Origin of the sequence: Actinomadura sp. HBU206391, from assembly GCF_014323665.1 — a bacterium.
Lineage (GTDB): Bacteria > Actinomycetota > Actinomycetes > Streptosporangiales > Streptosporangiaceae > Actinomadura_C.
Map to the genome: position 1 here is coordinate 111,866 of NZ_JABVEB010000002.1, position 26,182 is coordinate 138,047.

Annotated in this window: 20 protein-coding genes and 1 other RNA gene; 16 read left to right on the forward strand and 5 right to left on the reverse strand. The window is 70.5% G+C overall.

Annotation, left to right across the window (positions count from 1 at the left end; genetic code table 11):
• Window positions 1-58: 58 nt before the first annotated feature.
• Entirely contained in the window at window positions 59-1,222 is a 1,164-nt protein-coding gene (locus HKK72_RS02650) for a hypothetical protein (protein WP_315987038.1), read from the reverse strand.
• Between the two features lie 137 nt (window positions 1,223-1,359).
• Here HKK72_RS02650 and prfB point away from each other — a divergent pair, with 137 nt between their 5' ends.
• The gene (prfB, locus tag HKK72_RS02655) at window positions 1,360-2,475 is read left to right on the forward strand and encodes a peptide chain release factor 2 (RefSeq protein WP_187232578.1); all 1,116 of its coding nucleotides are present in this window, start codon (window positions 1,360-1,362) and stop codon (window positions 2,473-2,475) included.
• A gap of 67 nt (window positions 2,476-2,542) precedes the next feature.
• On the opposite strand, the gene HKK72_RS02660 is transcribed toward prfB, so the two are convergent.
• Window positions 2,543-2,734 (reverse strand): hypothetical protein, encoded by a 192-nt coding sequence (locus tag HKK72_RS02660; protein WP_187232579.1) that lies wholly within the window; start codon window positions 2,732-2,734, stop codon window positions 2,543-2,545.
• A 189-nt stretch (window positions 2,735-2,923) separates the two neighbouring features.
• Here HKK72_RS02660 and ftsE point away from each other — a divergent pair, with 189 nt between their 5' ends.
• The 7 genes from ftsE (at window position 2,924) to HKK72_RS02695 (ending at window position 9,041) form a co-directional block, all read left to right on the forward strand.
• Window positions 2,924-3,613 carry a cell division ATP-binding protein FtsE gene (ftsE, locus tag HKK72_RS02665; RefSeq protein WP_187232580.1) on the forward strand — a complete coding sequence of 230 codons (690 nt, stop codon included), beginning with the start codon at window positions 2,924-2,926 and terminating at the stop codon, window positions 3,611-3,613.
• An 80-nt stretch (window positions 3,614-3,693) separates the two neighbouring features.
• On the forward strand, window positions 3,694-4,599 hold the full coding sequence (gene ftsX, locus HKK72_RS02670; protein WP_187232581.1) for a permease-like cell division protein FtsX: 906 nt from the start codon (window positions 3,694-3,696) through the stop codon (window positions 4,597-4,599).
• A gap of 106 nt (window positions 4,600-4,705) precedes the next feature.
• Complete coding sequence (gene smpB / locus HKK72_RS02675; protein ID WP_187232582.1) at window positions 4,706-5,197, forward strand: SsrA-binding protein SmpB; 492 nt, start codon at window positions 4,706-4,708, stop codon at window positions 5,195-5,197.
• 20 nt (window positions 5,198-5,217) lie between these two features.
• On the forward strand, window positions 5,218-7,071 hold the full coding sequence (locus HKK72_RS02680; protein ID WP_187232583.1) for a penicillin-binding transpeptidase domain-containing protein: 1,854 nt from the start codon (window positions 5,218-5,220) through the stop codon (window positions 7,069-7,071).
• Between the two features lie 424 nt (window positions 7,072-7,495).
• Window positions 7,496-7,867: a transfer-messenger RNA gene (gene ssrA, locus HKK72_RS02685) on the forward strand.
• Window positions 7,868-8,027: 160 nt separating this feature from the next.
• Window positions 8,028-8,435 (forward strand): hypothetical protein, encoded by a 408-nt coding sequence (locus HKK72_RS02690; protein ID WP_187232584.1) that lies wholly within the window; start codon window positions 8,028-8,030, stop codon window positions 8,433-8,435.
• 123 nt (window positions 8,436-8,558) lie between these two features.
• Window positions 8,559-9,041, forward strand: coding sequence for a hypothetical protein (locus HKK72_RS02695; RefSeq protein WP_187232585.1), 483 nt, complete (start codon window positions 8,559-8,561; stop codon window positions 9,039-9,041).
• A 122-nt stretch (window positions 9,042-9,163) separates the two neighbouring features.
• Here the strand turns inward: HKK72_RS02695 and HKK72_RS02700 are convergent, their stop codons facing one another.
• Window positions 9,164-9,610 carry a hypothetical protein gene (locus tag HKK72_RS02700; RefSeq protein ID WP_187232633.1) on the reverse strand — a complete coding sequence of 149 codons (447 nt, stop codon included), beginning with the start codon at window positions 9,608-9,610 and terminating at the stop codon, window positions 9,164-9,166.
• A 202-nt stretch (window positions 9,611-9,812) separates the two neighbouring features.
• On the opposite strand from HKK72_RS02700, the gene HKK72_RS02705 reads away from it, so the two are divergent.
• The 3 genes from HKK72_RS02705 to HKK72_RS02715 all read left to right on the forward strand — a co-directional run bounded on the left by HKK72_RS02705 (window position 9,813) and on the right by HKK72_RS02715 (window position 14,960).
• Window positions 9,813-10,658: an EI24 domain-containing protein gene (locus tag HKK72_RS02705; RefSeq protein WP_315987039.1), complete on the forward strand. Its 846-nt coding sequence runs from the start codon at window positions 9,813-9,815 to the stop codon at window positions 10,656-10,658.
• Between the two features lie 68 nt (window positions 10,659-10,726).
• Window positions 10,727-12,637 (forward strand): hypothetical protein, encoded by a 1,911-nt coding sequence (locus HKK72_RS02710; RefSeq protein ID WP_187232586.1) that lies wholly within the window; start codon window positions 10,727-10,729, stop codon window positions 12,635-12,637.
• A gap of 91 nt (window positions 12,638-12,728) precedes the next feature.
• Complete coding sequence (locus tag HKK72_RS02715; protein WP_187232587.1) at window positions 12,729-14,960, forward strand: acyl-CoA dehydrogenase; 2,232 nt, start codon at window positions 12,729-12,731, stop codon at window positions 14,958-14,960.
• Between the two features lie 102 nt (window positions 14,961-15,062).
• Here the strand turns inward: HKK72_RS02715 and HKK72_RS02720 are convergent, their stop codons facing one another.
• Window positions 15,063-16,022 carry a DUF3068 domain-containing protein gene (locus HKK72_RS02720; protein WP_187232588.1) on the reverse strand — a complete coding sequence of 320 codons (960 nt, stop codon included), beginning with the start codon at window positions 16,020-16,022 and terminating at the stop codon, window positions 15,063-15,065.
• A 256-nt stretch (window positions 16,023-16,278) separates the two neighbouring features.
• On the opposite strand from HKK72_RS02720, the gene HKK72_RS02725 reads away from it, so the two are divergent.
• The 5 genes from HKK72_RS02725 (at window position 16,279) to HKK72_RS02740 (ending at window position 24,883) form a co-directional block, all read left to right on the forward strand.
• Window positions 16,279-17,889, forward strand: a complete 1,611-nt coding sequence (locus HKK72_RS02725; protein WP_187232589.1) for a hypothetical protein — start codon at window positions 16,279-16,281, stop codon at window positions 17,887-17,889.
• 212 nt (window positions 17,890-18,101) lie between these two features.
• Window positions 18,102-18,233, forward strand: a complete 132-nt coding sequence (locus HKK72_RS40535) for a hypothetical protein (RefSeq protein ID WP_261986475.1) — start codon at window positions 18,102-18,104, stop codon at window positions 18,231-18,233.
• The gene (locus tag HKK72_RS02730) at window positions 18,230-19,015 is read left to right on the forward strand and encodes a glycosyltransferase (RefSeq protein WP_187232590.1); all 786 of its coding nucleotides are present in this window, start codon (window positions 18,230-18,232) and stop codon (window positions 19,013-19,015) included. Before HKK72_RS40535 ends, HKK72_RS02730 begins: the two co-directional genes overlap by 4 nt.
• A complete protein-coding gene (locus HKK72_RS02735) occupies window positions 19,012-20,319 on the forward strand; it encodes a glycosyltransferase family 4 protein (protein ID WP_187232591.1) in 1,308 nt (435 codons plus the stop codon). The genes HKK72_RS02730 and HKK72_RS02735 overlap by 4 nt, the downstream gene beginning before the upstream one ends.
• A 112-nt stretch (window positions 20,320-20,431) precedes the next feature.
• Window positions 20,432-24,883 carry an alpha-(1->3)-arabinofuranosyltransferase family protein gene (locus HKK72_RS02740; protein ID WP_187232592.1) on the forward strand — a complete coding sequence of 1,484 codons (4,452 nt, stop codon included), beginning with the start codon at window positions 20,432-20,434 and terminating at the stop codon, window positions 24,881-24,883.
• Here the strand turns inward: HKK72_RS02740 and HKK72_RS02745 are convergent.
• On the reverse strand, window positions 24,814-26,175 hold the full coding sequence (locus tag HKK72_RS02745) for an acyltransferase family protein (RefSeq protein WP_187232593.1): 1,362 nt from the start codon (window positions 26,173-26,175) through the stop codon (window positions 24,814-24,816). The two genes, HKK72_RS02740 and HKK72_RS02745, sit on opposite strands and share 70 nt — an antisense overlap.
• Between the last annotated feature and the right edge of the window lie 7 nt (window positions 26,176-26,182).

A 26,182-nucleotide genomic window follows, 5' to 3' on the forward strand; every position in this document is an offset into this window, starting at 1 on the left:
CCGGGGAGCATCATCGCAGAGTGATCGGACCGTCACTCTGTGAATGCGGAGATTGCGATTACCCGGATTTCCGGGTGAACGCCTTGGTGACGGCGCCGTCGTGCGCGATGACCTCGGCCTTGGGGGCCGACTTCCGCCCGGCCTCCGTGGTCGGCGTCTGGGTCGGCGTGCGCGCCGGAGCCTGAGCGGGAACGGTGGCGGCGAACTGCAGCGTCTGGGTGACGTTGAGCTCGTCCTTCAGCACGAGCGTGTCCAGCAGGTGGGCGGCGTCGCGGGGGATGGACAGGTGGCTCTGCCTGTTCTTGAGGAACGTCACGGTGTTCTGGCTCAGCGCGTACAGCACGAGGCCGCCGCCGTCGGTCGTGCGCAGCGGAAAGATCGGGAAGCCGGTCGCGGTGAAGACGGTGTCGTAGGCGAGCCCGGCCTCCGAGCCCTGCTGCTTGGACCTGCGCGTCTGCGCGTAGAAACCGGAGGTGTAGGGGCCGGTCCGCATCACCCCCGCGGCGACCGATCCGGCGCCCTCCGCCGCGAGCGTGGCCTGGATGCCGGGGACGCTGCGGGGCTGGATCAACAGCCCGGCGTCGAAGGTCGCCAGTGGCGTCGCGTAGCCCTCGCCGTCGACCGCGACGTGCGGGACCTTGGTCTTCCCGTTCAGCACCGTCGTGAGGCTGAGCCGCCAGCGGGCGGACGGGGACGCGCGGTGGAACGCCATGAGGGCGGTGCGCTTGGACCCCGGCTTCGAGGCGGTCGCCCGGCCCGCGGTGGGGGAGCCGTTCCGGCCGTCACGGTTCCCCGCTCCGGCGTCGCCGCCTGCGCCGTCCCCGCTCCTGGTCGTCCGGTCGGCGACCGCGACGAACCAGTGCGGATAGTTCGACAGCCTCGGCACGTAGAGGCGGGGGGTGCCGTAGTCATAGCGGGGTACGGGCTCGCCCGTGAAGGCCGCCTTGCGGAAGGCCGCGGCGATCAGCTGCGACTGACCGTCGCCGGCCCACGACAACGCGAGCCGCTCGTCGCCGCTCGCGCGCGCCACGTCCTCATTGATGGCGTACGCGCGGAACGCCTGCCTGGCGACCTCGGGGGTCAGCCGCTCGGGCGCGGGGCTGGAGGCGAAGGCCGCCGGCGCCGTGGGCCGTTCGCGCTCTTCCGAGCACCCCATGACGGCGGTGAGCGCCAGCGCGGCCGCCGTCGTCAGTCCGATCGTTCGGAGCGTATGCCGTCGCACCGTCCTCTGCTTCACCGTCCGAGGCCCCCGGGCTTGTCATGATCTACGTTCGCTGATCCGTGATTCTGCCACCCCCCGCCGGTGGATGGAGACGGTGCCGTCGCTCACCGGTGCTCTTCCGCCGATAAACTCGACCTGTGGCAGCCATCGATGCTCAAGAACAGCTCAAGGACCTCAACTCGACGCTCACCGGCATCGAGGCGGTGCTCGACCTGGACGGCATGCGGCGAGGCATCGCGAAGCTGCGTGAGGAGTCCGCCGATCCCGAGCTGTGGAGCGACCAGGACCACGCGCAGCAGGTGACCCGCCGGCTGTCCTACCTCGAGAGCGAGTTCAGCCGGGTCGAGGGGTTGCGCAACCGCCTCGACGATCTCGGCGTGCTCTTCGAGCTGGCCAGGGAGGAGGACGACGGCGAGGTGCTCGGCGAGGCCGAGAGCGAGCTCGGCGCCCTGCGCAAGGACATCCAGCTGCTCGAGGTCCGCACGCTGATGGCCGGGGAGTACGACGCGCGCGAGGCCCTCGTCACGATCAACGCCCAGGCGGGTGGGGTCGATGCGGCCGACTGGGCCCAGCAGCTGCAGCGGATGTACCTCCGCTGGGCGGAGCGGCACGGCTACGCCACCGAGATCTACGACACCTCCTACGCGGAGGAGGCCGGCATCAAGTCGACCACCTTCGTGGTGCGGGCGCCCTACGCCTACGGCACGTTGCGCGGAGAACACGGCACCCACCGGCTCGTGCGCATCTCGCCGTTCGACAACCAGGGGCGGCGGCAGACGTCCTTCGCCGGTCTCGACGTGGTGCCGGTCGTGGAGCAGAGCGACCACATCGACATCGACGAGAGCGAGCTGCGGATCGACGTCTACCGCTCCAGCGGTCCCGGCGGCCAGGGCGTCAACACCACCGACTCGGCGGTGCGCATCACCCACCTGCCGAGCGGCATCGTCGTGTCCTGCCAGAACGAACGCAGCCAGCTGCAGAACCGCGCCTCGGCGATGGGCGTCCTGCAGGCCAAGCTCCTCGAGCGCAAGCGGCAGGAGGAGGCCGACAAGATGGCCGAGTTGCGCGGTGAGGGCACGAGCAGCTGGGGCACGCAGATCCGCAACTACGTGCTGCACCCGTACCAGATCGTCAAGGACCTGCGCACCGGGGTCGAGGCGGGCAACCCTTCCGCCGTGCTCGACGGTGACATCGACGAGTTCATCGAGGCCGAGATCCGCTGGATGCGCCAGCAGGAGAGCGGCACCTCGTGAGCGGCCGTCCCCGGCTCGCGCCGACGCCGTCGGCGCCTGCGCCGGCCCGCGGCCGGCCGAGGACCGGCTAGGAGAGGTGCTGTAGCGCGAGGGCGAAGGCCAGGGCGAACGCCAGTACGAGGGCGATGAGGATCACACTCGGCGGCACCGCGGGGCCGTGGTGGTGGTGGATCTCCGCACGGGCGACCCGGCAGGTGGGGCAGCGTCCTTCGACGACCGGGCTGGAGCATCGAGCACAGATCAAGTGTTCGCAGCTCATTCCGCGCCCTCCTCGTGGATCCCCGATCGAGGGACCGGTTAAGTCCAAGTTGGACTATCCATGTCAGTGTCCCCTCTAGACTGCGACATGGCCAACCGGACCGCCAAACCGGAGGCCCGCGGCGGCATTTGTCCCAAATGAGGACACCGTCGTCCAACAGACCCTAGACTGGCACGCCGTGATGCACTCGTGATCCACTTCGACAACGTCACCAAGGTTTACCCGAGCCAGAACCGACCGGCCCTCCAGCATGTGAACGTCGCCGTTGAGAAGGGCGAGTTCGTGTTCCTGGTGGGTCCCTCGGGGTCGGGCAAGTCGACCTTCCTACGGCTGGTCCTCAAGGAGGAAAGGCCCTCGCAAGGTCATGTCCACGTGGCCGGCAAGGACCTGAGCCGGTTGAACAACTGGAAGGTGCCACACCTCCGCCGCAGGATCGGCTGCGTCTTCCAGGACTTCCGGCTGCTCCCCAACAAGAACGTCTTCGAGAACGTCGCGTTCGCGCTCGAGGTCATCGGAAAGCCCCGGCGCTTCATCGGCAAGGTCGTGCCCGAGGTCATCGACCTGGTCGGGCTGGAGGGCAAGGCCCACCGGATGCCCGATGAACTCTCCGGCGGCGAACAGCAGCGCGTCGCCATCGCCCGGGCGTTCGTCAACCGCCCGATGATCCTGCTCGCCGACGAGCCGACCGGGAACATCGACCCGGCCACCTCGATCGGCATCATGAAGGTGCTTGACCGGATCAACCGGACCGGCACAACCGTCGTGATGGCCACGCACGATGCCGCGATCGTCGACGCCTTCCGTAAACGGGTCGTCGAGCTCGAGGACGGCCGCGTGGTCCGCGACCAGTCGCGCGGGGTTTACGGCCAGGCCTACTGAGCCAGGCCCACTGATTTGGCCCGACTCGGCCCAGCCCGGCCAAGACCCCCGGCCAACGACCAGCGAGGACAGCCAACAACATGCGGGTACAGTTCGTTCTCCAGGAGATCTGGATCGGTCTCCGCCGAAACCTCACGATGTCGATCTCTCTCGTCATCACCGTCGCGATCGCGATGGCGCTGTTCGGCACCGGCCTGCTGATCAACAAGCAGGTCTCCAACTCCACGAGCTACTGGTACGACAAGATCGAGGTCTCGATCTTCCTGTGCTCCAAGACCAGCTCCAACACCAGCTGCAGCAAGGCCGACGCGACCGCTGAGCAGAAAAACTCGATCAAGGCCGATCTGGAGAAGCTGCCGCAGGTCTCCAAGGTCGAGTACGAGAGCAAGGAAGCGGCGTTCGCCCGTTTCAAGGACCAGTTCTCCAGCACGCCCGGCATGGTGCAGAGCACCAAGGCCGGTGACATCCCCGACTCCTACCGGGTCCGGCTGAAGAACCCGGAGGAGTACAAGGCGGTCTCCAACGCCATGCTCGGCCGTCCGGGCGTCGACCAGGTGGTCAACGAGCAGGAGATCCTGAAGAAGTTCTTCCGGATCCTCAACGGCCTGAAGTGGGCCGCCCTGCTGATCGCCGGCATCCAGGTCATCGCGGCGGTGCTGATCGTGGGCAACACGATCCGGCTGTCGGCGTTCAACCGGCGGCGCGAGACCGGGATCATGCGGCTCGTCGGCTCGTCGAACATGTACATCCAGCTGCCGTTCATCCTCGAGGGCGCCATCGCCGGCCTGGTCGGCGGTATGTTCGCGGCGATCCTGCTGGTGGGGAGCAAGATCTTCCTCATCGATCGATTGCAGGGCTCGTTGCAGTTCGCGAGTCAGCTGAGCTGGGGTTCGGTGGTCGGCATCATCATCTTCTCGGTCTGCGTCGGTGTCCTGTTGTGCGCGCTGGCCTCGTTCCTGACTCTGCGCAGGTACCTGAAGATCTGATCCGCGTACAATCTTGGCATGCTCGGGCTCAGCAGCCGCGTGCCGTGCGGCCTGCTCGCCACGTTGCGGATGACTGTGATGCCTACAAGGGGCCGAGGCTGATTACGTGCCACGTGAGACTGGACGCAAGCTTGTCGCCCAGAACAAGCGCGCCCGCTACGACTACCACATCGACGACACCTGGGAAGCCGGCATGGTGCTCCAGGGCACCGAGGTGAAGTCGCTGCGGGCGGGCCGCGCCTCGCTCGTCGACGGTTACGCCGTGGTGCGCGACGGCGAGGTGTGGCTCATGGGCGTCCACATTCCCGAGTACACACAGGGCACGTGGACCAACCACGAACCGCGCCGCCCGCGCAAGCTGCTGCTCCACCGGCGGGAGATCAGCCGTCTCGTCGGCATGACGCAGGAGCAGGGGCTCACGCTCATCCCGCTGTCCCTCTACTTCAAGGACGGCAAGGCCAAGGTCGAGATCGGGCTCGGCCGCGGCAAGCGCACGCACGACAAACGCCAGGACATCGCGAAGCGCGAGGCCAAACGAGATATGGAGCGGGCGGTGCGCCACCGGTCGCGGCCCGCCTCCCGGCGCGCCGGAGCATAGGCGTGCGAGGGACGCGGGGGATGCGAGGGACACGTTCGCGGGTCCGCCGGGTGATCGCGGCGGGTGTATCGGCGCTGCTCGTGGCCACGGGCACCTCGGCCTGCTTCGCCGAGCCGTCGGTGCTGCCGACCGTACGGGACTTCCTGATCGCATGGCAGGTCGGCAACTACCAGGCGGCGGCCAAGCACACGACGGGGAACCCGGCCGTGGTCGAATCGGCCCTCGCCCAGATCCGCGGCCAGCTCGACGCCGCGTCGCTGAGGCTGCGCATGGGCCAGATCCGCAAGCAGGGCAACGAGGCCAACGCCCGCTTCGAGGTCAAGGTGGACCTCGGCGAGAACGGGGAGCCCTGGCAGTACCTGGGCCGGATGAACCTGCGGCGGATCGACGGCGACTGGAAGATCATTTGGAGCCCTTCCATCGTCCACCCCAACCTGGACCAGGGCGAACGGCTCGCGATCGTGAGCGAGTCGCCGATCCGGGGAGCGGTCCTGGACGCCAACGGCAGATCCCTGCTGCGCACCGTGCGTGCCGACATCGTGGGCGTCTATCCCGGAACGCTGCAGAACGTGGCGCAGACGATCACTCGGCTGGCGCGCGATACCAAGCTCGACTCCGAGCGGCTGATCGGCCGGGTGCGCTCCGCGCCGCCCAATGAGTTCCTGCCGCTCGTGACCCTGCAGCAGCCCGAGAACGCGGGGCTCAGCATGAAGCTGAGGCAGATCGACGGCCTTACCTTCCACCCGATCGACGCGCCGATCGCTCCGGCACTGTCCGGTGAACTGGTGGGCCGGCTCGGACCCGCGACCGCGCAACGGTTGCAGGAGGTCGGCGCGCCGTACCAGCCCGGCGACACCATCGGCGTCACCGGGCTCCAGATGCTCTACCAGCGCCGGCTCGCCGGCATTCCCGCGATCAAGGTCGTGATCGAGGGCGCGCAGGGCAAGCAGGAGGTGCTGCGGGAGTGGAGCGGCCAGCCCAGCGGCCGCGTCCGTACGACCCTGAACCGCAAGCTGCAGACCCGGGCCGAGCTCGCGCTGCAGCACCTGAGCGTGCCGGCCTCACTGGTGGCCGTGCACAAGGCCACCGGCGAGATCCTGGCGGTGGCCAACCACGGGACCGGCTCGCGCAACCTGGCGATGGAGGGCAGCTATCCGCCGGGCCTGGCCTTCGGGATCGTGTCGGCCGAGGCGCTGCTGCTCAAGGGGATGGGCGCGAACAAGCGGACGGACTGCCCGGCGAGCACCACCGTGGGCGGCCAGAAGATCACCAATCCGGGCCCGGCCAGGGGCAAGTCGACCTTCCAGATGAACTTCGCCTACTCCTGCGCGACGACGCTGGCCGGCCTGAGCACCACCGTCGACATCGACACGCTGATGCGCGAGGTGGACCGCTTCGGCCTCGGCAAGCAGTGGGGGCTTCCGGTACCGGCCTTCTCCGGTTCGGTTCCGCGCCCGGCGAACGACGCGGAGAAGGCCGGAATCATGCTGGGCCAGGGTGGGGTGCGGGTCAGCCCGCTCGCCATGGCCCTGGTGGCGGGGGCCGCCGACTCGGGTACCTGGCGCCCGCCGAGGCTGCTGACCGACCCCCTGGTTCCGCAGACGCTCCAGCCCCAGCCGCTCGAGCCCGAGGGGTTCCAGGATCTGCGGAAGCTGACTCAGCGGTCGGTCTTCCAGGGCACCGCGAAGGCCGCCAGGACCCAGACCGGTGCGACGGTGTACGGCGTCTCCGCCGCCGTCGACTACACCGACGAAGGTCGGCAGAAGACGGTGTCGTGGTTCGTGGGGTCCCGTGGCGAGTTCGCCTTCGCGATCGCCGTCGAGGGCAAGGCGTCCGCCGCCCAGCTCGCCAACCGGTTCCTGACGCTCGGCTGACCCACGAGAACGCCCTGGCCACAAGGGATTCCGGGCACTCGTTACCGTTTTGTTATTCCTTTACCTTGGGGTCGCAACCTTCGAGGGGCATCCGGACGTCTTTAAGAGTGACTGAGCTTCCGCTTGGGGGGTTGCGGACTCAGTCGCCGTGATGAGACCAGAGCCTCGTCTCGGGGGAGGCTCTGCCGTCCGGACCGGCCCGACCCTGCCGGTCGGCCCCGGGGGTGCGACACTGTTTCGCGCCCCCGGGGCTCTCACGTGCGAAGGCGTGATCACTGCCGCCTCCGGTCCCCTCCTCCGCGTGGTCTCGATCAGAGGCCTTGGCGGCGTGTCGGCCTGCCGGGAATCTCGTTGGCGCCCCGTGCGTTGACCATGTACGGTGAGGAAATACGGGCGTCTCGGCGTCCGGTTGACAACTCAACATGGGGGTGACTGGCTTCGACTTCGGTGGTCGAGTCAGGTGAAGCGGGTCGAGGGTTGCGATGACGACCTCGTTAATCCTGTTGTCGCAAACCAACAAGTGCCAACTCTAAGCGCACTGAGTTCGCCCTCGCCGCCTGAGGCGAGTAGCGACTCTGTCAGCCCGGGAGTGTCTCCGGCCCGGGATCTGGCATCGTAAGGAGACTCAACCTGCCGATCCGGTCGCGGGACCGGTAGGGAAACCCAACAGCGACTGAGCCTGTCGGTGACTTGCCTGTGTGAGCGCCGGGGCTGAGAAAACGATTAACAGGCTGCACCCGGAGAAGCCCTGTATCACTACCGAAGGACGCGGGTTCGATTCCCGCCACCTCCACCCATCTAGAAGCCGCTGGCCAGAGCCCATCTGGCTGGCGGCTTCTTGGCTGTGCGCCCACTTTACGCCCACTTTAGGAGTCCCGCCTGCCGAGAATCTCGGCCGCCTGGGCGGACGCCACACCGCCGCCCATGTACACGTCCTGTGTCACCTACGGCTTGGCGTGCCCAAGGTGGTCGGCGATTGCGCGGGCACTCAGGCCGGCCTCGTCGAGCCGGGTCGCAACCGTTCTCCGGAACGTGTACGTCGTCACCCAGCCATACGCATCAGCATCGATACGGGTGATGCGGCCGAGGTCGCCTTCGCTTACTACCAGCGCTGGGAGCACGAGTCGGGACTGGACGAGATCGAAACCCACCTACGCGGCGGCGGCGGGATCCTCCGCTCCCGGAGCTCTGACCTGGTTGAACAGGAGATGTCGGGCGTCCTGCTGACCCACTACGCGATCCGTGAGCTGATGTGCCGGGCCGCCGACGAAGCCGACGAAGACCCCGACCGGATCAGCTTCATCCGGACCGTCCGCCTCGTCCGCCGCCGGATCGACGATCCGGCGGCCTTTTCCCTCCATTGAGGGCGATCAGCGCCCCATGAACAAAACCGTACGGTCTTGCGGAGAGCGGCTGTGGTTACCCAGAGCACGGCAGGTGGTTCGTTCAGCAACCATGACGGCCATTGAGGCGAAATAATGCGATACATGAGTGAGCAGGACGGGCGAGCGAGGCGGCAGGAGGGCCAAAGGGCCGCGGAGGAGGCCGAGCAGCCTGATGGCTGCATGGGCGTCATCGGGTGGGCTCTGATGGTGTTCGGCGCTGTCATCATCGGCAGGGCGGTGTTCGGAGAGGTCTATGGTGACTGGCGCCCCACCGTGCTGTGGCTCGGTCTCGGCGTGCCCCTGCTGCTCTTCGGGCTCGCCTTCAACGGGTGGGCGGTGCGACTCTGCGCCGCCATGGCGTGGACTCTGCCCGCGACGATCCTGTTCGGAGCTCTGATCGTCATGGTCGACCCAGGGTACGCCTCCGTTCTCGACGGCCCGGAGAATTGGGTGGGCTCAACCTTGGAGGCACGCCTTGTCGCGGGCTTCTTGATGGTCGTGGGCGCGGCCGGCCTGATCGGCTGGGGATACTCCGTTCGCAACGGGCTGGGCACGTGGGTAGGTCGGCGATCCGACGACGCGTGACGGGACTGTCCGAATGACCGTACAGACCCCTCTGACGTCCTTCGGGACAGTCGGTGGCAGGCACTGCATGCATGCTCGTGCTCGGGCGTCATCGATCGGTCGAGCATAGTGAGGGGTTCGCGCTATCCGGCTGACAGCTTGTCGGCTTCAAGCCGGGCGGCCGTGGTCGGACGTTCTCCAGCGCCCGGCCTTGTTATTCGACGAGGTAGGGGGCCTGGCCGAGGGCTGCGACGGGGCGTGACCCCGGTGAACCCGGCACCATCGGAATCAGCTTCGAGTCGGGAATCTATGTCGACGCGGAGTGCCTTCTCGACGTCGTTTTCCGCGCCGGGTCGTACCTCTTTCACAAGCACCCGGAGGTAGTCATCTTCGGTGCGCTTTGCAGAAAGGCCGTGGCGCAGGCTGTGATGCGCTATGGCCTGTGTGAGCGGCGTCAAGAACGGCGTTGTCCTGACGTCCGGGGCGAAGATGGCGGTGATGTCGACCAGACCGCCGACATCGACGCTGCGCAGGGCGATCCCATCATCGCCAGCAGTGGTGATGTGGACCGCGGAGCGGGTGCCGATCACGGCTCGGCGCGCTGCGCGCGCCTTCGCCGGGGCCCGCTGTGTTTTCCCGGGGGGACGACCCCCCGGAGCCGCCCGCTGTGGGGGCTCTGCCCCCACACCCCCGCGCCTCGCGCCTCGCGCTCTTGCAGGGGTTCGAGTACGCGCTTGTGCAGGGTTCGAGTTCGCGATTTCCGCTGGCGGGAGATCACAGTACGCTGCCCCTGTGTATGAGCCACAGCCGCGGCGGCGGCAGCGACCTGGGGATCTGTTCACGGGCGTGGGCTACCTCGGACGAGGACTGGCCTGGGTCGCGAAACGCCCCAAACAGTATCTGTTCGGACTAATCCCGGCGTTCATCGCGCTGGCGCTGTTCGGTACTGGGCTGGTCTTCCTGGGGATCTACGCCGGCGACCTGGCGGAATGGATCACTCCGTTCGCCGACGGCTGGTCGTCGGGCTCGCGGTCGGCCCTGCGGGTCATCACGGCACTCGCGATCTTCGGGACCGGGGCGTTCCTTTCAGTGATCTTGTTCACAGCGGTCACCCTGCTGATCGGTGAGCCCTTCTACGAGAGCATCGCCGTCCGGGTCGAGGAGTCGCAGGGCGGTGCCCCGCCAGAGCCGGACGTGCCGCTCCACGTCCAGATTCTTCGCGGCGTGCGCGATGCGATCGTCATCGGGCTCATGGCCATCGGTTTCGGCGTGGTCTTCTTCGTGCTCGGTTTCGTGCCGGTCATCGGTCAGACGGTGGTGCCGGTGGCCGCGGCCTGCGTCACCGGCTTCTTCCTGGCCGGCGAGCTGACCGCCATCGCCTTGGAGCGCCGTGGCCTGCGCCGAAAGGATCGGTTCGCCCTGCTCAGGCGGAACTGGCTGCTCGTGGTCGGGTTCGGCGCGGCGACGGTGGTGCTGTTCCTCATTCCGCTGGGCGCCGTGTTCGCGATGCCCGGCGCGGTCGCGGGCGGCACGCTCCTCGCGAGGGAACGACTCGCGCCGGCGAATGTCGGGCTGTCCGCTCCGGGTGTGCCGGGCCTCCCTACCAGCGGTCTCCCCGGCACCGGACCGAGCCGATGACGAGCTGTGTCCCGAGCGTGATTTCAGGCTCCGAGCGAGAATGTTGATCTTCGCGTAGCCTGTCCCGCATGTCCGATCAGGGGGATCTCGCGAAGCGCTGGAACGCGCAGAGCGACGACACCAATGCCTTCAATCCCGCCGATGATGCGACGGGTCCGATACCGGCTGTGGATCCGGTGGACGAGTACGGACCGGCCCCGGTCTGGTCCGACTCGACCGAGGCCGAGCTGGCCGATACCGGCCAGGGCCAGACCGACCAGGGCCAGACCGACGAGGCCGAGAGCGGCCAGGCGGAGGCCTGGCCGACAGGCCCGCAGCAGGCGACCTTCACGTCGGCCGGGTTCGAGCCGGAGGATGAGCCACCGCCGGGACGGCTGGTGTTCCCTGAGGCTCAGGTCCCTGCGGCGGAGGACGAGCCCTTTGCCGAGGGCGCGGCGCCCGCGCTGCCGGAGCGGATGCCGAGACCGCCCAGGGCATCGGACTACTTCGGCACGGACGAACTGGGCATGGACTACCCGGCCACGGGTCACACGGGCACGGGTTACGACGCCAAGCCCTACGGCGGCACGGATGCGCCGGCCACGGACTACACCGACACGGGCCGCTCAGGCTCTGACGACGCGGGCGCCCAGTACGCCGGCACCGACCGCACCGCGTCGGAGTACACGTCATCGGACTACACCGGGTCGGACTACCTGGGGTCGGACTACGCGGGGTCGGATTACCCGGCCTCCGATTACCAGGCCACGGACCGCACCGAGCGCACGGCTTCGGACTACGGCCCATCCGGCTACGGGCCGGGCTACGGGCCGTCCGAGTACGGGCCTTCTGAATATGGGCCGGCGGACTACGCGGCACCCGAATCCGGACCGGAATTCGGCGCGCCCGGGACACCGGACGACGACCGTGAGGAGGCCGACAGGGCCGCGGCTCGGATGGAGTTCTCCGCGCCGCCGGCGGGCGGCTGGGAGGGGTCGCTGTTCGACGGCACCGCCGACTCCGAGCCTGGTGATGGGCGCTACGCGCCGGTGTCGCTGTCGGGGCCGAGCACCCCGCCGAAGCCCGGCACGCCCAGCAGCGGGAACCTGCGCATTCCCGACTGGATGCGGGAGGAGAACGGGGGCGGGGCCGGGGGCCCCTCCGACGAGGACGACTTCGGGACCAAGCCCAGGAGCAGGGCCAAGGACAAGACCCGGCACAAGAACAGAGGTGCGGACAAGGCCGAGGACTCGGGCGCGGGGTCCCGGGTCGCGCTGTTCGCCGGCGTGGGGCTGCTCGTCGTCGCGCTGATCGCGTCCGCGGTGGTCTACGTCCTCAAGTCCGGGGGCGACTCGGGCGCCGAGCCCGCCGAGCGCACGACCAGCCCCGGCCGGCCCGCCGCGGGTGACCAGAAGCAGAATCCCCTGCCGACGCCCGCCGACAAGGCGCTCAGGCCGTTCCCGGGCACCCGCAGCAACGTCATCGGCCGGTTCACCGACACTCGCGCCGGCCTGTCGTACCCGAGGTTCGGTCCGCCCTGGCAACTGCCCACGAAACAGAACAAGCTCGGCCAGCTCGGCTGGTCGGGGCAGCAGATCGTGGTGACCGAGCAGCGCGGCACCCGGCTCTGGTACGGGCAGCTGCTCAGCGGGACCCTCAACCCGGCCGAGCTCAGCATGTACGGCGGGACGGGCACCGAGAAGGCCGCGGCCGTCGCCTTCGCCCACAGCATCGAGACGCGCTTCTACGGCTTCCCGCACAAGACCCAGCCCTACGCCTCGCAGGCGCTCACGGTGGACGGGCGCAAGGGCTGGTTGATCAGCTCCTACCTGCGATACCAGCGACCGGGTGTGAAGGCGACGGGCGAGCTCCTGGTCACCGCCGTCATCGACACCGGCGGCAAGGCCCCGGCGGTGCTGTTCATCGGGATCCCGAGCACCCACCGCAAGCTCTGGGCCGACGTCAGCTACTTCCTGAGTAACCTCCACCTGGCCCGCTGATCCGCCGTCCCGGTTCGAGTCCGGCCGACGGGCCCCGATAAACCGAATAACGTTCTATAGGCTGTGGCCCTCCGGATGAATGAGGTGAGCCATGGCGATCGGGCTGTCCGAGGAGCACGAGGCGCTGGCGGCGTCGGTGCGCGGCTTCGCCGAGCGGTACGTGACCGCCCAGTCCGTACGTGCCGCGGTCGACGCGACGGAGCATGTACGGCCGGCGTTCTGGCCGGTGCTGGCCGAGCAGGGCCTGCTCGGTCTGCACCTGCCGGAGAGCTGCGGAGGGCAGGGTTTCGGCCTGGCCGAGCTGGCGGTGGCGCTCGAGGAACTGGGCCGGGCGAACGCTCCGGGGCCGTACCTGCCGACCGTGCTCGCGAGCGCGGTCATCAGCGGCTCCGGTGCGGCCCATGACCTGCTTCCCGGACTCGCGGACGGCTCCCGTACCGCCGCCGTGGCGCTGACCGGAACATTGGCCGGAGCGCCCACGGGAGCACCGGCCGGCGATCTCGGCGACGGCGGGCTCACCGTCGGCGGCGCACTCGAGCCTGTGCTCGGCGCCGGCCTCGCGGACCTGCTCGTGCTGCCGGTCCGGGTCGCCGGCGAGGCCGCGGACGGGGACGCGGTGGAGCGGTGGGTGGTCGTCGACGCGGCCGACGCCTCCGTCGAGGCCCTGGACGGCCTCGACCTCACCCGGCGCGTGCACCGGGTGACCGTCGACGGCGTCACCGTCCGGGCGGGGCGGGTACTGCCCGGCTCGGTCGATCCGCGTGGCCTGGCCGCGGTCCTGTTCGGCGCCGAGGCGTGCGGCGTGGCGGGCTGGGCGGTGGACACCGCGGTGTCGTACGCCCGCGTGCGCGAGCAGTTCGGCCGGCCGATCGGGCAGTTCCAGGGCGTCAAGCACAAGTGCGCGCGGATGCTGGTCGAGCTGGAACGGGCGCGGGCCGCCGTCTGGGACGCCGCGCGGGCGACCGGCGCCGATCCGGACCAGCGCGCGTACGCCGTCGCGGTCGCCGGCGCCCTGGCGCCGGACGTGGCCGTCGCCTGCGCCGAGGACAACATCCAGGTGCACGGAGGCATCGGGTACACCTGGGAACACGACGCCCACCTGTACTACCGGCGGGCGCTCACCTTGCGGGCGCTGGCCGGCCGAAGCGCCGGACACCGCGCGGCGGTCGCCGACCGGGTGCTCGCCGGGGTGCGGCGGCCGATGGACGTGGAACTGGCGGCGGACGCCGAGCCGCTCCGGGAGGAGATCCGCGAGAGCGTCGCCGGGCTCGCCGCGATGGACCAGCCGTCACAGCGCGCGGCGATGGCGGCCGGCGGCTGGGTGACCCCGCATCTACCGAGGCCGTGGGGACGGGCGGCGGGGCCGGTGGAACAGGTCGTCATCCAGCAGGAGATGCGGCGCGCGAAGGTGAGTCCGGTGCCGCTCATGATCGGGGCCTGGGTGGTGCCGTCCCTGGTGCAGTACGGCACCCCCGCCCAGCAGGAACGGTTCCTGGCGGCGACGCTGCGCGGTGAGATCGTCTGGTGTCAGCTGTTCAGCGAACCGGGGGCGGGCTCGGACCTGGCGGGGCTGTCGACCCGGGCGGAGCGAGTGGAGGGCGGCTGGCGGGTCACCGGGCAGAAGATCTGGACCTCGTTGGCGCGCGACGCGCAATGGGGCATCTGCATCGCCCGGACCGACCCCGCTGCGCCGAAGCACCAGGGCATCACGTATTTCCTCGTGGACATGGCGGCTGAGGGCATCGACATCCGTCCCCTGCGGGAGTGCACCGGAGACGCGGTCTTCAACGAGGTCTTCCTCGACGGCGTCTTCGTGGCCGACGATCTGGTCGTCGGCCCGGTCGACCAGGGCTGGCGGGTCGCGCGCACGACCCTCGCCAACGAGCGCGTCGGCCTGACGTCGTCGTTCCAGCTCGGTGGCGATGTGCCCGCGCTGGTGGAGCTGGTGGACTCGCTCGGGCTGGCCGATGACCCGCTGGTACGGGACCGGCTGGGCGCGCTGGCGTGCGACCAACACGCGTTCCGGCTGCTCGGCCTGCGGGCGACGCTGAAGCAGCTGTCCGGCACCGATCCCGGTGCGACGGCCAACGTGCGCAAGCTGGTGGCCATGGAGCACGGCCAGGACGTCACCGAGTTCGGCTTCACGCTGCTCGGGGCCGAGGGGGCGCTGACCGGCGGCTGGGACACCGGCCTCCGGCGCCGATGGACGCGCTACCTGCTGGCCTCGCGGGCGATGACGATCGGCGGTGGCACCACCGAGGTCAATCTCAACGTCATCGGCGAACGCATCCTCGGCCTGCCGCGGGACCCCGACCCGCGCTGAGCGCGGGGGAGCGGGGTCCCGGGGCAGGCCGGGTGGACGGAGGAGGGCGCTGACGACCGGGCTCGGGGGCCCGGCTCACGCGTCCGTTTTCGAGGGCCCGGCTCACGCGTCGGGAGCGGCATCCCTCCCACGGCCGGGGGAGCGGCGGATCAGGAAGATGCCCGCGGCCGCCAGCGCCGCGCCGATGAGCAAGGACGCCACCGGGGTGATCGTCCTGAGCATCGAGATCAGTTGCGCGCTCTCGTCGGCGGTCTTGACCAGTGCCTTCTGGCTGTCCGGGGTCATCTTGAGGTTGAAGCTGGCCGCCGTCATGCTGCCGGTGCCGTCGCTGGTGCGCAGGGTCGTCGTGACCTGCTGCTCACGGTTGACGGGTGCGCCGGTGCGCGGATCCACCCACATCGACACGTTCGCCTCGTAGACGCGGTCGACCGGGTAGTTCTGCTTCGCGTCCAGGCCGAGCAACTGCCCGGAGAAACCGTCGATCTTGGCGATCGCGGTGGGGCCGACGTGCATGACGAACTTGTAGGTGTCGAGGCCCTGGATCTTCTCCTCACCCTCGAAGTTCATCGGCCAGGTCCGCTTCGTCGTGGTGTCGAAGAACTGGTAGCTCTTCTTCTCGACGTCCGCGATCGGCCAGGAGATCCCGAGTCCCGACTGGCGCACCGAGCTGTCGAAGCCGGTCTGCGAGCCGATGCCCGCGCCGCAGCAGTTGGTGAGCTCGGAGGTCTTGCGGTTCAGGGCCGCCTTCTGGACCTGAACCTCCACCTGCTTGCCGGTGCTCAGGTCCTCGAGCACGGTGAACGAGTCGAGCACGGTGACGTCGTCGGTGCTCGCCTTGGCGTTACCGGCGGTGGTGTTCGTGGCGACGAGCGTGGCACCGGTGCGCATCTGCGCGGTGTCCGCGTCGAAGTAGGACGCCCCCGCCGCTTCGAGGGTCGACTTCTGGTAGGTGTCCTTCGGTACGCCGATGAGCTGCTCGGCCACGTAGAAGCGCTGCAGCGGGGCGAGTGCGATGAGCGAGAACCCAAGCACGAGCGCGACCCAACCGAGGGTTCGGCGCATTTGTCTACCTCCTGGCAACGGCCGAGGCCGTGGGGTGGGTCCACCGGGCAGCGCGCGGGACTTTGTCCGTCGATGCCCGATTGGTTTGTACTAGTGAGTAGTGTCGGATGCGGTGTATATCACACCGACCTCGCGCGATGCGCAAGCCCAAGAAATGAACCTGTGATCTATCGGTTTCCGAAAAGCCGGTCCGAGCGGCCGCCGTGGCCGACTCCGGACGCCGCCCGGGCCGTCGTTGGATAGCCTCTTTTCCCTAATGAGCGGACGGACGCGACTCTTCGCCACTGAACGGACACGGCTATGGGCCGCCGCTCTCACGGGCCTCGGGCTGGGCGTGCTCGCCCTGGGGCCGGGGCTCGCAGGCGGCTTCGTGCTGTCGTACGACATGGTGTTCGTGCCCGACCCGGTGTTCAGCAGGTTCACCTTCGGACTCACCGGCACGGTGCCCAGGCACGTGCCGAGCGACGCGTTCGTCACCGCGCTCTCCACCCTGATCCCGGGCGACCTCGTACAGAAGCTCGTGCTCCTCGCGGTGTTCGTCATGGCCTGCACCTCGGCCGCCGCTCTGGTGCCCTCGGAGCGGTTGCCGGCCCGGCTCGCGGCGGGGGTCTGTTACGCCTGGAACCCGTTCGTGGCGGAGCGGTTGCTGCTGGGCCACTGGGCACTGCTGCTCGGCTATGCCGCGCTGCCGTGGGTGGTCGGCGCCGCCTGCGTCGTCACCGAGCGGGGCGGGGGATGGCGGCTGGCGCGCGCTCTGCTGCCCGCCGCGGTGGGCGGGTTCGCCGCGATGGCCGTGTCCGGTCTCACCGCCGTGATCGTCGCGGTCACCGCCACCTCCGCCAGAGCCCGCGCGTTCGGGCGGACCGCCGTCGCGGTCGTGGTGCTCAGCTCACCATGGTTGATCACCGGCCTGCTGCGTCCGTCGGGTCTGCCCGCCGACAGGGCCGCGGTCGAGGCCTTCGCGGCCCGCGCGGACACGCCGTTCGGGACGCTCGGCAGCCTGCTGCTGCTCGGCGGCGGGTGGAACCGCGAGACCGTGCCCACCGGCTACGGCATGGCGCTCACCGCCACGGCCTGGCTGGCCGTGGTGGCGGTGGCGCTGGTGGTCTACGCGCTGGGGCGCCGGTCGGCCGGGCCCGGGCACCGGTGGACGAAGGGGCTGGGCCTCGCGGCTGTGGTGGGGTTCGCGGTCGCCTCGCTCGGCGCCGTGGCGCCGGCGCTGCTCGAGCGACTGATCGCGGCCTGGCCGGGATTCGCGGTGTTCCGGGACGGCCAGCAGTACGTGGCGCCCGTGGCCGTCGTCGTGGCCGTCGGCCTCGGCCTCGGCGTCGACCGGATCACGCGTGGCGACCTGGCCGGCCGCGCGATGGGCGTACTCGCCGTCCTCGTGCCCGTGGCGCTGCTGCCGTCCCTGGCCTGGGGCGCGGGCGGCCGGCTGCACGCAGTCGACTACCCGCGGGACTGGGCGCGCGCCCGCGCGATCATCGAGGCCGACCGGGCCCCCGGCGAGGTGCTCGTGCTGCCGTGGGCGGCGCACCGCGGCTACCGGTGGAACGACCGGCGGCGGGTGCTCGACCCGCTGCCGCGCTACCTGCACCGGGAGGTCATCGTCAATGACGCGGTGACCGTCGGGTCCGTGGTGATCCCCGCGGAGGACCCGCGGGTGCGCGAACTGGATCCGCTCATCAGGTCGGGCGCCGAACTCACCGGCCCGCTGCGGGCGGCCGGTGTCAGGTACGTGTTCGTGGACGACCCTTTTCCCGGCGCCACCGCGCCGGGGACGACCGCGCCGCGAGACCGGCTGGCCGGCGCGGAGCTGCTCCTGGATCGGCCGGACGTGACGCTCTTCCGGATCCCGCGGGCCTGACGAAGAGCCGCTACCGGCGGTGACGGCGGGACGCGAACACGGTGTGGTGGCCGCACAGGGCCTCGTGCCCGGGAGCATGACCACCCGCAGTAACCGGATATGGGTGATTGGTAGTTCATCGTCCTTGTTGGTTCAGATGTCTAGTACTCGTCAGTAAGTACGTACTACTGTGGCGGCCACCCACCCCGCCGTACGTGTAGGAGGACCTTCCGATGAGGATCGCAATCGCGGCAGTGGCCGGAGTCGTCCTGGCCGCCCTCGCTTCCGTCGGCGTCGTGCAGGTCGTCAACGCCTCTCAGAATGAGCCCGTCACCAAGCCGCTCCACAACTACGGCTCACGGTGACCTTCGCCGGCGATCCCGTACAGCTCGAGATCGTGGTGCCGGCGTACAACGAGGCCAGGCGGCTGCCCCGCGGACTTTCCCTGCTCCTGCACAAGCTGCGTGACCTGCCCGTTTCCGCGGCCGTCGTGGTCGTGGACAATGCCAGCACGGACGAGACCTCGGCGATCGCGCGCGGCTTCGCGACCTCGGCTCCGGTCCGGGTGTTGCACTGCGCCGAGCGGGGCAAGGGCGCCGCGGTCCGCATGGGTCTTCTCGCGACGAGCGCGCCGTACGTCGGCTTCTGCGACGCCGACATGGCGACCGATCTGGAGTCTCTCGATGACGTGCTGCGGCTGCTCGTCGAGGGACACTCGATGGTGGTGGGCTCCCGCCGCCATCCCGAGTCCGTGGTGGAGGAGTACGGCCGCCCGCTCCGCAGGATGGGCGCCATCATCTTCAACCGGCTGGTCCGCGACCTGACCGGAGGCGCGGCGGACACCCAGTGCGGCTTCAAGTTCTTCTCCGGTCCGCTGGTCAGGGCCGCGGTCGCCGATCTGCGCACCCCGGGCTTCGCGTTCGACGTCGAGTTGCTCATGCACTGCATCCGCCACGGCGGCCAGGTCACCGACCTGCCGGTCGTGTGGCGCGACGTGCCCGGTACGACCTTCTCGGTCCGCCGCCACACCCTCCGCTGCGCGCGCGACCTCGCCCGCATCCGGGCGAACGCGCGGCGGTTCGACGCTCCGTACGCCCCGCCGCGACCGCTCCTGCTCTCCGAGACTCAGGGGGCAGGCCCCGGATGACCTCGAGCGCCGCGGGCCTGCGAGTGGCGGTCGTCAACTGGCGGGACCCCTGGCACCCGGCCGCCGGCGGGGCGGAGCGCTACGCGTGGGAGCTCGCCCGCAGGCTCGGCGCCGGCGGCGGCCGAGTGCGTTACGTGACGTGCCGCGCCCCCGGTCAGCGCCGCCGGGAGCACGTCGAAGGCGTCGAGTTCGTCCGTCTCGGCGGGCGCTTCACCGTGTATCCGCTGGTGCTGCTCTGGATGCTGACCAGGCGCCGCGCCTTCGACGCGGTGATCGACTGTCAGAACGGCATCCCGTTCTTCACCCCGTGGGTACTGCCGCGCGCGCTCCCGGTGTTCTGCGTGATCCATCACGTGCACGACCAGCAGTTCGGTCTGTACTTCCCGGCCTGGCTGGCCTGGATCGGACGGGTTCTCGAGGGCCCGGTCGCGCGCTGGACCTATCGGCGCCACGCCTGCGTCGTCGTCTCTCTGTCCACCCTCCAGGCGTTGCGGGAGCGGCTCCGCTGGAGCGTGCCGGCCTACGTGGTGCCGAACGGCCACTCCGTGCCCGTCGCGGGCCCGCCCGTGATCCGCCGCGACGCACCCGAACTGGTGTGCGTGAGCCGGCTCGTGCCGCACAAGCGGGTAGAGCGGGTCGTCGACCTGGCCGACCGGCTGCGGCTTCGGTGGCCCGGCCTGCGCGTGCACATCGTGGGCGACGGCCCCGAGGCGCCGGCGCTGAGGGAACTGATCACCTCTCTCGGCCTGGCCGACGTCGTCACGCTGCACGGCTTCGTGCCCGAGGAGACCAAACTCGCCCTGCTCGCGGGCGCCGACCTCCACCTCAGCGCCTCCCGCGGGGAGGGCTGGGGGCTGTCGGTGGTCGAGGCCGCCGCACTCGGGGTGCCGACCGTCGCCTACGACGTCGACGGCCTGCGAGAGGCGGTGCGCGAGGGCACCACGGGCTGGCTCGTCCGAGACGGAGAGGACCTCGCCGGCGTGGTCGAACGGGCGCTCAAGGAACTCGGCGATCCGGCCCGGCGCCATGAGGTGGTGTCCGCATGCGGCCACTGGGCCGCGCAGTTCGACTGGGCCCGCACCGCGAGCCGGGCCGAAGCGCTGATCGCGGCAGCGGTCCGGCTCGGCTCCGCGTCCACGGCCGATGACCGCGCATATGTCGTGAACGGGTACGGTGTCGACCAACCGCAGGTGGTCGAGGGCCCGGTCCGCGACCTCCTGCTGCGAGACCAGGCCGTACGAGAGGTAAGGCCCGCGACTCCGCTGGAACGCCTCCTCGGCCGCCCCGACGAACAGCCGCGGTGACTCAGCACTCCCGTGGGAACCCTGTATTGATCGAACAAGTGCTGAAGAGCCGCCGTGCCGGAGGCGCGGCCATGTACGCGGCGCGGCGGTGGCTGGACTGAGGAGCGAGCGAGTGCGAGAAGCGAGCGCTCGGGAGCGACGAGGGAAGCCGCCGACTTCGAGCGCCCCGAGCCGCCGCGACGAAGGCGCGGGCACGTACGCGGCCGCCGCCTCGAAGCGCCCCGAGCCGCCGAGCGGGGCGAGGCAAGAGAACGCAGTGAGGGACCGGCTGCGGGTCATCGCCTGCTGTCTGGCCCTGACCTGCCTGGCCACGTCGACGAGGCCCGGTCGCATCCTGGCCGACACCAAGATCGACATGCCGCTGAACCCGCTGGCCTTCCTCGGCCGCGCGCTCCACCTCTGGGACCCCGAGCAGTTCGGCCAGTTGCAGAACCAGGCCGTCGGATACCTCTTCCCGATGGGGCCGTTCTACGTCCTGGGCGACCTCGCCGGTCTGCCCGCCTGGATCACTCAGCGTCTCTGGCTGGCCATGCTCCTTTGCGTGGCGTTCCTCGGTGCTCGCCGCCTGGCCGCCCGCCTCGGCATCGGCGGGCCGGTCGGCGGTCTCGTCGCCGGCATGGTCTACGCCCTCGCCCCGACCGGGCTGGCCTCCCTCGGCCAGATCTCGTCGGACTATCTGCCGTTCGCCATGGCGCCGTGGATCGTGCTCCCGCTGATCACCGCCGTGCACGACCTGCCCGCCCGCGGCGGCCGTGGTCGACTGATCGTCAAGTCGGTGGCCCGCTCGGGCCTCGCGGTGGCGTGCTGCGGCGGGATCAACGCAACCGCCACCGCCGCGGTGCTGGTCGTGCCCGTGATCTACCTGCTGACGAGACCGCGCGGCACGCCGCGCCTGCGCGTGCTGGCCGGCTGGTCTGTCTCGGTGGCGATGGCCACCTGCTGGTGGCTGATCCCGCTGGTACTGACCTCGAAGTACGGCTTCTCGTGGCTGACCTACACCGAGAAGGCCGCGACGACCACCGGACCCACGGGGCTCGTGACCGTGCTGCGCGGCGCCGAGCGCTGGGTGGGTTACCTCGTTCTCGACGGGCAGGCCTGGTGGCCGGTCGGCCATGCGCTCTCGCTCAGCACCGTGCCGGTGCTGTGCACGGGTGTCGTGGCGGCGCTCGGCCTGGCCGGGCTGGTGCGCGCGGGTCTGCCCGAGCGGGCGTTCCTGCTGCTGACGCTCCTGGCCGGGCTGGCGATCATCACTGCCGGGCACATCAGCATGATCGAGGGCCCCCTCGCCGCGCCCGCGCGGGAGATCCTGGACGGGCCGCTGGCGCCCCTGCGGAATCTGCACAGGTTCGACGCGGTGGTCCGGCTGCCGCTCGCCCTCGGTGTGGCACATCTGATCGCTTCGGTGCGCAGACCGCAGCCCCGGCTTCGCACGCTGGCCGTCGCGTTCACGGCCCTGGCCGGCATCGCCCTGGCGGCGGTGAGCAACGGGCTGTCGGGTCCCGGTGACTTCCGCGAGACCCCGGGGTACTGGCGGGACGCCGCGAGCTGGCTGTCCGGACGGACCGGCGGGCAGGGCGTGCTGGCGGTGCCGGGCAGCCCGTTCGGGGACTACCTGTGGGGCCGGCCGATGGACGACATCATGCAGCCGCTGATGTCGTCGCGGTGGGCCGTCCGGCAGCTCGTCCCGGTGGGATCGCCCGGGTACACGCGCGCGCTCGACGCGATCGACCGGCAGGTGACCGCGGGACGGCGCTCCCCGGGGTTGTCGGAGTTCCTGTCGCGCATGGGCATCCGCTACGTACTCGTGCGCAACGACCTGCGGCGTGAGGGCCTCCGGGGTGCGTGGCCGGCGCGGCTGCACCAGGCGCTCGACGGCTCACCCGGGCTGCGGCAGGTCGCCTCGTTCGGCGCCCGGCCCGTCGGCTGGTCGGTCTCCGATGACGCCATCGGCGCGTTCGACCAGCCGTACCCGCCCCTGGAGGTGTACGAGGTCGCCCCCCAGGACCAGGAGGTCCGCCCCGGCGCCGATCCCGCGGAGGCCGCGGCCGTCACCCCGCGGGGCGGCACGGTGACGCTTGCCGACGCCGCCAGCGCGCTCCGGGTGTACGGGTCGCCGGAGTCGCTGCTCGCGCTCGCCGACGACGGGGCGTTGAAGGGGCGGCAGGTACTGCTCAACGACGACGCACCGGGCAGCGGTGGCACGCCGGTCGTCTCCGACTCGCTGCGGATGGTGGAGCGCAACTTCGGCGAGCTGAACCAGGCCTCGCCCACGCTGACGGCCGCCGAGCGGGGCGTCGCCGCCGACGTCGTCGCGCCGGGCTGGGAGCGCTACGCGACCGTGGCGGCCCTGAGCGGCGTCGCGTCCGTCTCGGCCTCGACGTCGGCGGCGGACGCCGGCGCGATTCCGCAGTTGCACGACCCTGGCAGGCTCCCCTACGCCGCCATGGACGGTGATCCCTGGACGTACTGGGAGACGGGGGGCTGGAACGGGCCGATCGGCCAGTGGCTCAGCGTTCGGTTCGACCGGCCGGTCGCTCCGGCACGGGTGTCGGCGACCTTCGTGTCGAACCAGAACGTGCTCGGGCCGCCGCCGAGCCGGATCGCGGTGGAGACCGAGGCCGGGAGGCTCGTTCAGCCCGTCGTGAGCAGATCGTCCCCACAGGTGCTGCGGGTGCCACCGGGACAGACCCGCTGGATCCGGATCCGGATCCTGCGACTCGCCTCGCCGGTCGCCGCCCCGCTGCTCACTCGCGTCGGCATCTCCGAACTCACGATCGACGGGGTGCGCGCCGGCCGCCATTACGCACTGCCCGCACCGCCGGCCGAGGCGGCGCCGACCTCGTTCGTCATGACGCGAAGCCCGGGTGCCACGCCGGGCTGCATGAAGGGATCGAAGCGCTGGGTCTGTGCGCCCACGCTGCAGCGGCACGACGAGGAGGGCGGCGGCTTCGACCGCTCCTTCACCGCGACGCTGCCGGGCCGGGGGGCCCTGTCGGGCCTGGCGACCATGACCGACGCGCGGATGATCCAGCGGTACACGTCCCTCAACGCGCGGGTCCGGGTCGCGGCCAGTTCGAGTCTGTCCTCGGACCCCGCGCTCCTCGCGCGCTCGGCCTTCGACGGCGATCCCGCCACCACCTGGATCGCGGGCGAACAGGACCTCGCACCGCGATTCCGGGTGAACTGGGGGCACCGGCTCAGGGTCGACCGGATCGCTGTGGACCGCCCGCCGGCCGCGCGGGGCGCGTTGCGGGTTCAGGTGCGTGGGGACGACGGCGACACCCGCGAGGGACTGCTCGACCGGAACGGCCGGCTGGTCTTCGCCCCGATGATCACCAAGAGCCTCACCCTCAAGTTCTCCGTGTCGGGCCAGCTCGCCCTCCAGATCACCGACCTCAGGGTGCCGGGTGTGGCGCCGATGCCCCCGCTGGGCCGGCTTCCGTTCAACCTGGCCTGCGGCTTCGGTCCATGGCTGGACGTCAACGGCGTCAGGATCCCCACTCGGGTGTCCGGCGGGATGGACGACCTGCTGGAGGGGCAGCCGCTGCGGTACCAGGCGTGCCGGACCGCGCAGGTCGTCGCAGGGGAGAACCGGTTGCAGCCGGCTCCGTTCGGCTCGTACCGGATCGAGTCGGCGGTGCTCGACGTGGACGGCTCACTGCGGCGGCCGCCCGCGCAGGGCCGAACCGCCCTGCCATGGACGGCGCAAGAGGAGAAGGTGCGGACTCGCAGCGTGCAAGTGCGGCGCTGGTCGCAGGACTCTCGTGAACTGCACGTCGAGGCCGACCGCCGGTCGTTCCTGGTGGTGAACGAGAACTACAACGCCGGATGGCGGGCCACGATCGGAACCACCGCCCTGCGCCCGGTCCGGTTGGACGGCTGGAAACAGGGCTGGATCGTGCCGGCGGGCACCGTGGGCACGGTCGAGCTCACCTACCCGCCCGACCGGGTCTACCGCGCCGCCGTCCTCGCCGGCCTCGGACTGCTGGCCGTCCTGGCTCTCGCCGCCTGCGGGCGGGGCGGTGCGCGCACCGTGCCGCGACCGGCGCCCCGGCGGCTCCCAGGGGTGCGCTGGGCCGCCCTGCCGCTGGCGGCGGGCCTCGGATTCTGGGTGGCGGGCGTCCTCGGTGTGGTCGTGGCGACCGGCGCCTCGGTGCTGTTCGCGTCGGCGTACCTGTTGTCGGCGCGTGGGCGTCGCCCCCCGCTCGCCCGCACGCTGGCGTCGCCCTGGCCGGTGGCCGTGCTGATGTCGGCCGGAACGGCCTCGTGGGCGGTGGGCACGTGGACGCACTCCAGCGGGAACCCGGCGGCTCCCACGGATCCGCTCGGCGACGTGTTCCCCCAGCTCCTTGGGCTTGTGATCGTGGGCCGGCTCGTCATCGCCCTGTGGTCGGACCGTACGGCGAGCCCGATCGCGGAGGATGAAGCAGCGCCGATCGACGGGGAGGCGCCGATCGACGGGGAAGCAGAGGCCGGCCGGGAAGCGCCGGCCGGTCAGGCGACCCCGGCGGGCCGGGAGTCCTTCGCCGATGGGCGAACGCCCCGGGCCCGGGAGAGCCGCTGAATCGGCTTCTCGACCAGGTAGTAGCTCAACGTCGCGGCCACGACGGTCGCGGCGGTGAGGATCGGCAGGTCGAGCAGGAAGGCACCGCGGAACAGCCGGTCGGTGGTGTCGTACCAGCCGAGGATGAGGATCATCTGCCAGAGGAACACGCCGTAGGAGATCCGGCCGAGGAAGCGCATGACGCGATTGCCGAGCACGGCGGTCAGCCCCGGATGGGCGGCCGGTGCCAGCGCGACCGGGGCGATGAAGAACAGCGCGCACATCCCGTAGACGAGGATGTGGAACTCCGCGGTCCACACCCCGTCGAGAGTCGCCAGGTCCGGCGGGCCGGTGAGCGGTGACGCCGCGATGACATAGAGGCTGAGGGCCGCGAGCCAGCAGGTCACCCAGCACTCGCTGACCGTACGGCAGAAGCGCGCCGCCGGCCCGTCGGGCTCGGCGCGAGCCCAGACCGCCACCACCGAGAGCGCCATGCCGGCCGCGAACCAGGCCAGATAACGCGGCGGCCAGGAGACCGCGATCGGACGGTAGCGGGGAACGAAGACCAAGAGCGTGTAGGCGAACGAGATCAGCGCGTACAAGCCGAGCCCCCACAGGAGCCGCCTGGCGCGCCCGGCGACGTCGACTCCGCCGTCCGCCCTGCCGTCCGCCCTGCCGTCCGCCCTGCCGTCTCCGCCGCCGTCGAGTTGAGGGTGCGCCGAGCGCCTGCCGCGTGTGCGACGCGCCCGGTAGCTCCTGCGGGCGAACCACGCCAGCACCACCGCCGTGAGCGGCAGGGACACGTACCACGCCGCCTCGACCGCGAGGCTCCACGCCTGGCCCATCTCCCTGGGCCCGAGGCCGCCGCTCCACAGCGGATGAGGGGCATAGATCTGGGTGAGCGTGAGCAACCGGGCCCAGGCCTGCCCGTCGACGAGGTGGTCCCGCTGGGCGGTGAGGAGAACACAGGCGACCAGCAGCCAGTAGGCCGGGAGGATGCGGAGGGCGCGTCTTCTCAGGTAGGTCAGCGTTCGCGGCCTGGCCCCGCCGTCGAGCACCGCCCTGACCCATGGACGGTAGAGCAGCAGGCCGGACAGCGTGAAGAAGATCGCCACGCCGACCTGTCCGCCGTTGAACAACCAGGCGGCGGGCATGGACGAGCGGTTGGTGCCCGCGTTGAGGGCCACGTGGAACACGAGCACGGTGAAGGCGGCGACCGCGCGGATGCCGTCGAGCGCGTCCTGGTGGCCCGACACCGCGGGAAGGTCGCCGTACGAACCGGCGGCACGCGTCGGCGTGGCCTCTGCGGTCATGCGGGCA

What these genes read in the sequence shown, in the direction of transcription:
- HKK72_RS02680 (WP_187232583.1), top strand. Translation starts at nt 5,218, where the DNA reads ATGCGAGGGACACGTTCGCGGGTCCGCCGGGTGATCGCGGCGGGTGTA.
- HKK72_RS02745 (WP_187232593.1), bottom strand. Translation starts at nt 26,175, where the DNA reads ATGACCGCAGAGGCCACGCCGACGCGTGCCGCCGGTTCGTACGGCGAC.
- HKK72_RS02720 (WP_187232588.1), bottom strand. Translation starts at nt 16,022, where the DNA reads ATGCGCCGAACCCTCGGTTGGGTCGCGCTCGTGCTTGGGTTCTCGCTC.
- HKK72_RS02710 (WP_187232586.1), top strand. Translation starts at nt 10,727, where the DNA reads ATGTCCGATCAGGGGGATCTCGCGAAGCGCTGGAACGCGCAGAGCGAC.
- HKK72_RS02735 (WP_187232591.1), top strand. Translation starts at nt 19,012, where the DNA reads ATGACCTCGAGCGCCGCGGGCCTGCGAGTGGCGGTCGTCAACTGGCGG.
- HKK72_RS40535 (WP_261986475.1), top strand. Translation starts at nt 18,102, where the DNA reads ATGAGGATCGCAATCGCGGCAGTGGCCGGAGTCGTCCTGGCCGCCCTC.
- HKK72_RS02725 (WP_187232589.1), top strand. Translation starts at nt 16,279, where the DNA reads ATGAGCGGACGGACGCGACTCTTCGCCACTGAACGGACACGGCTATGG.
- ftsX (WP_187232581.1), top strand. Translation starts at nt 3,694, where the DNA reads ATGCGGGTACAGTTCGTTCTCCAGGAGATCTGGATCGGTCTCCGCCGA.
- HKK72_RS02695 (WP_187232585.1), top strand. Translation starts at nt 8,559, where the DNA reads ATGAGTGAGCAGGACGGGCGAGCGAGGCGGCAGGAGGGCCAAAGGGCC.
- HKK72_RS02715 (WP_187232587.1), top strand. Translation starts at nt 12,729, where the DNA reads ATGGCGATCGGGCTGTCCGAGGAGCACGAGGCGCTGGCGGCGTCGGTG.
- HKK72_RS02660 (WP_187232579.1), bottom strand. Translation starts at nt 2,734, where the DNA reads ATGAGCTGCGAACACTTGATCTGTGCTCGATGCTCCAGCCCGGTCGTC.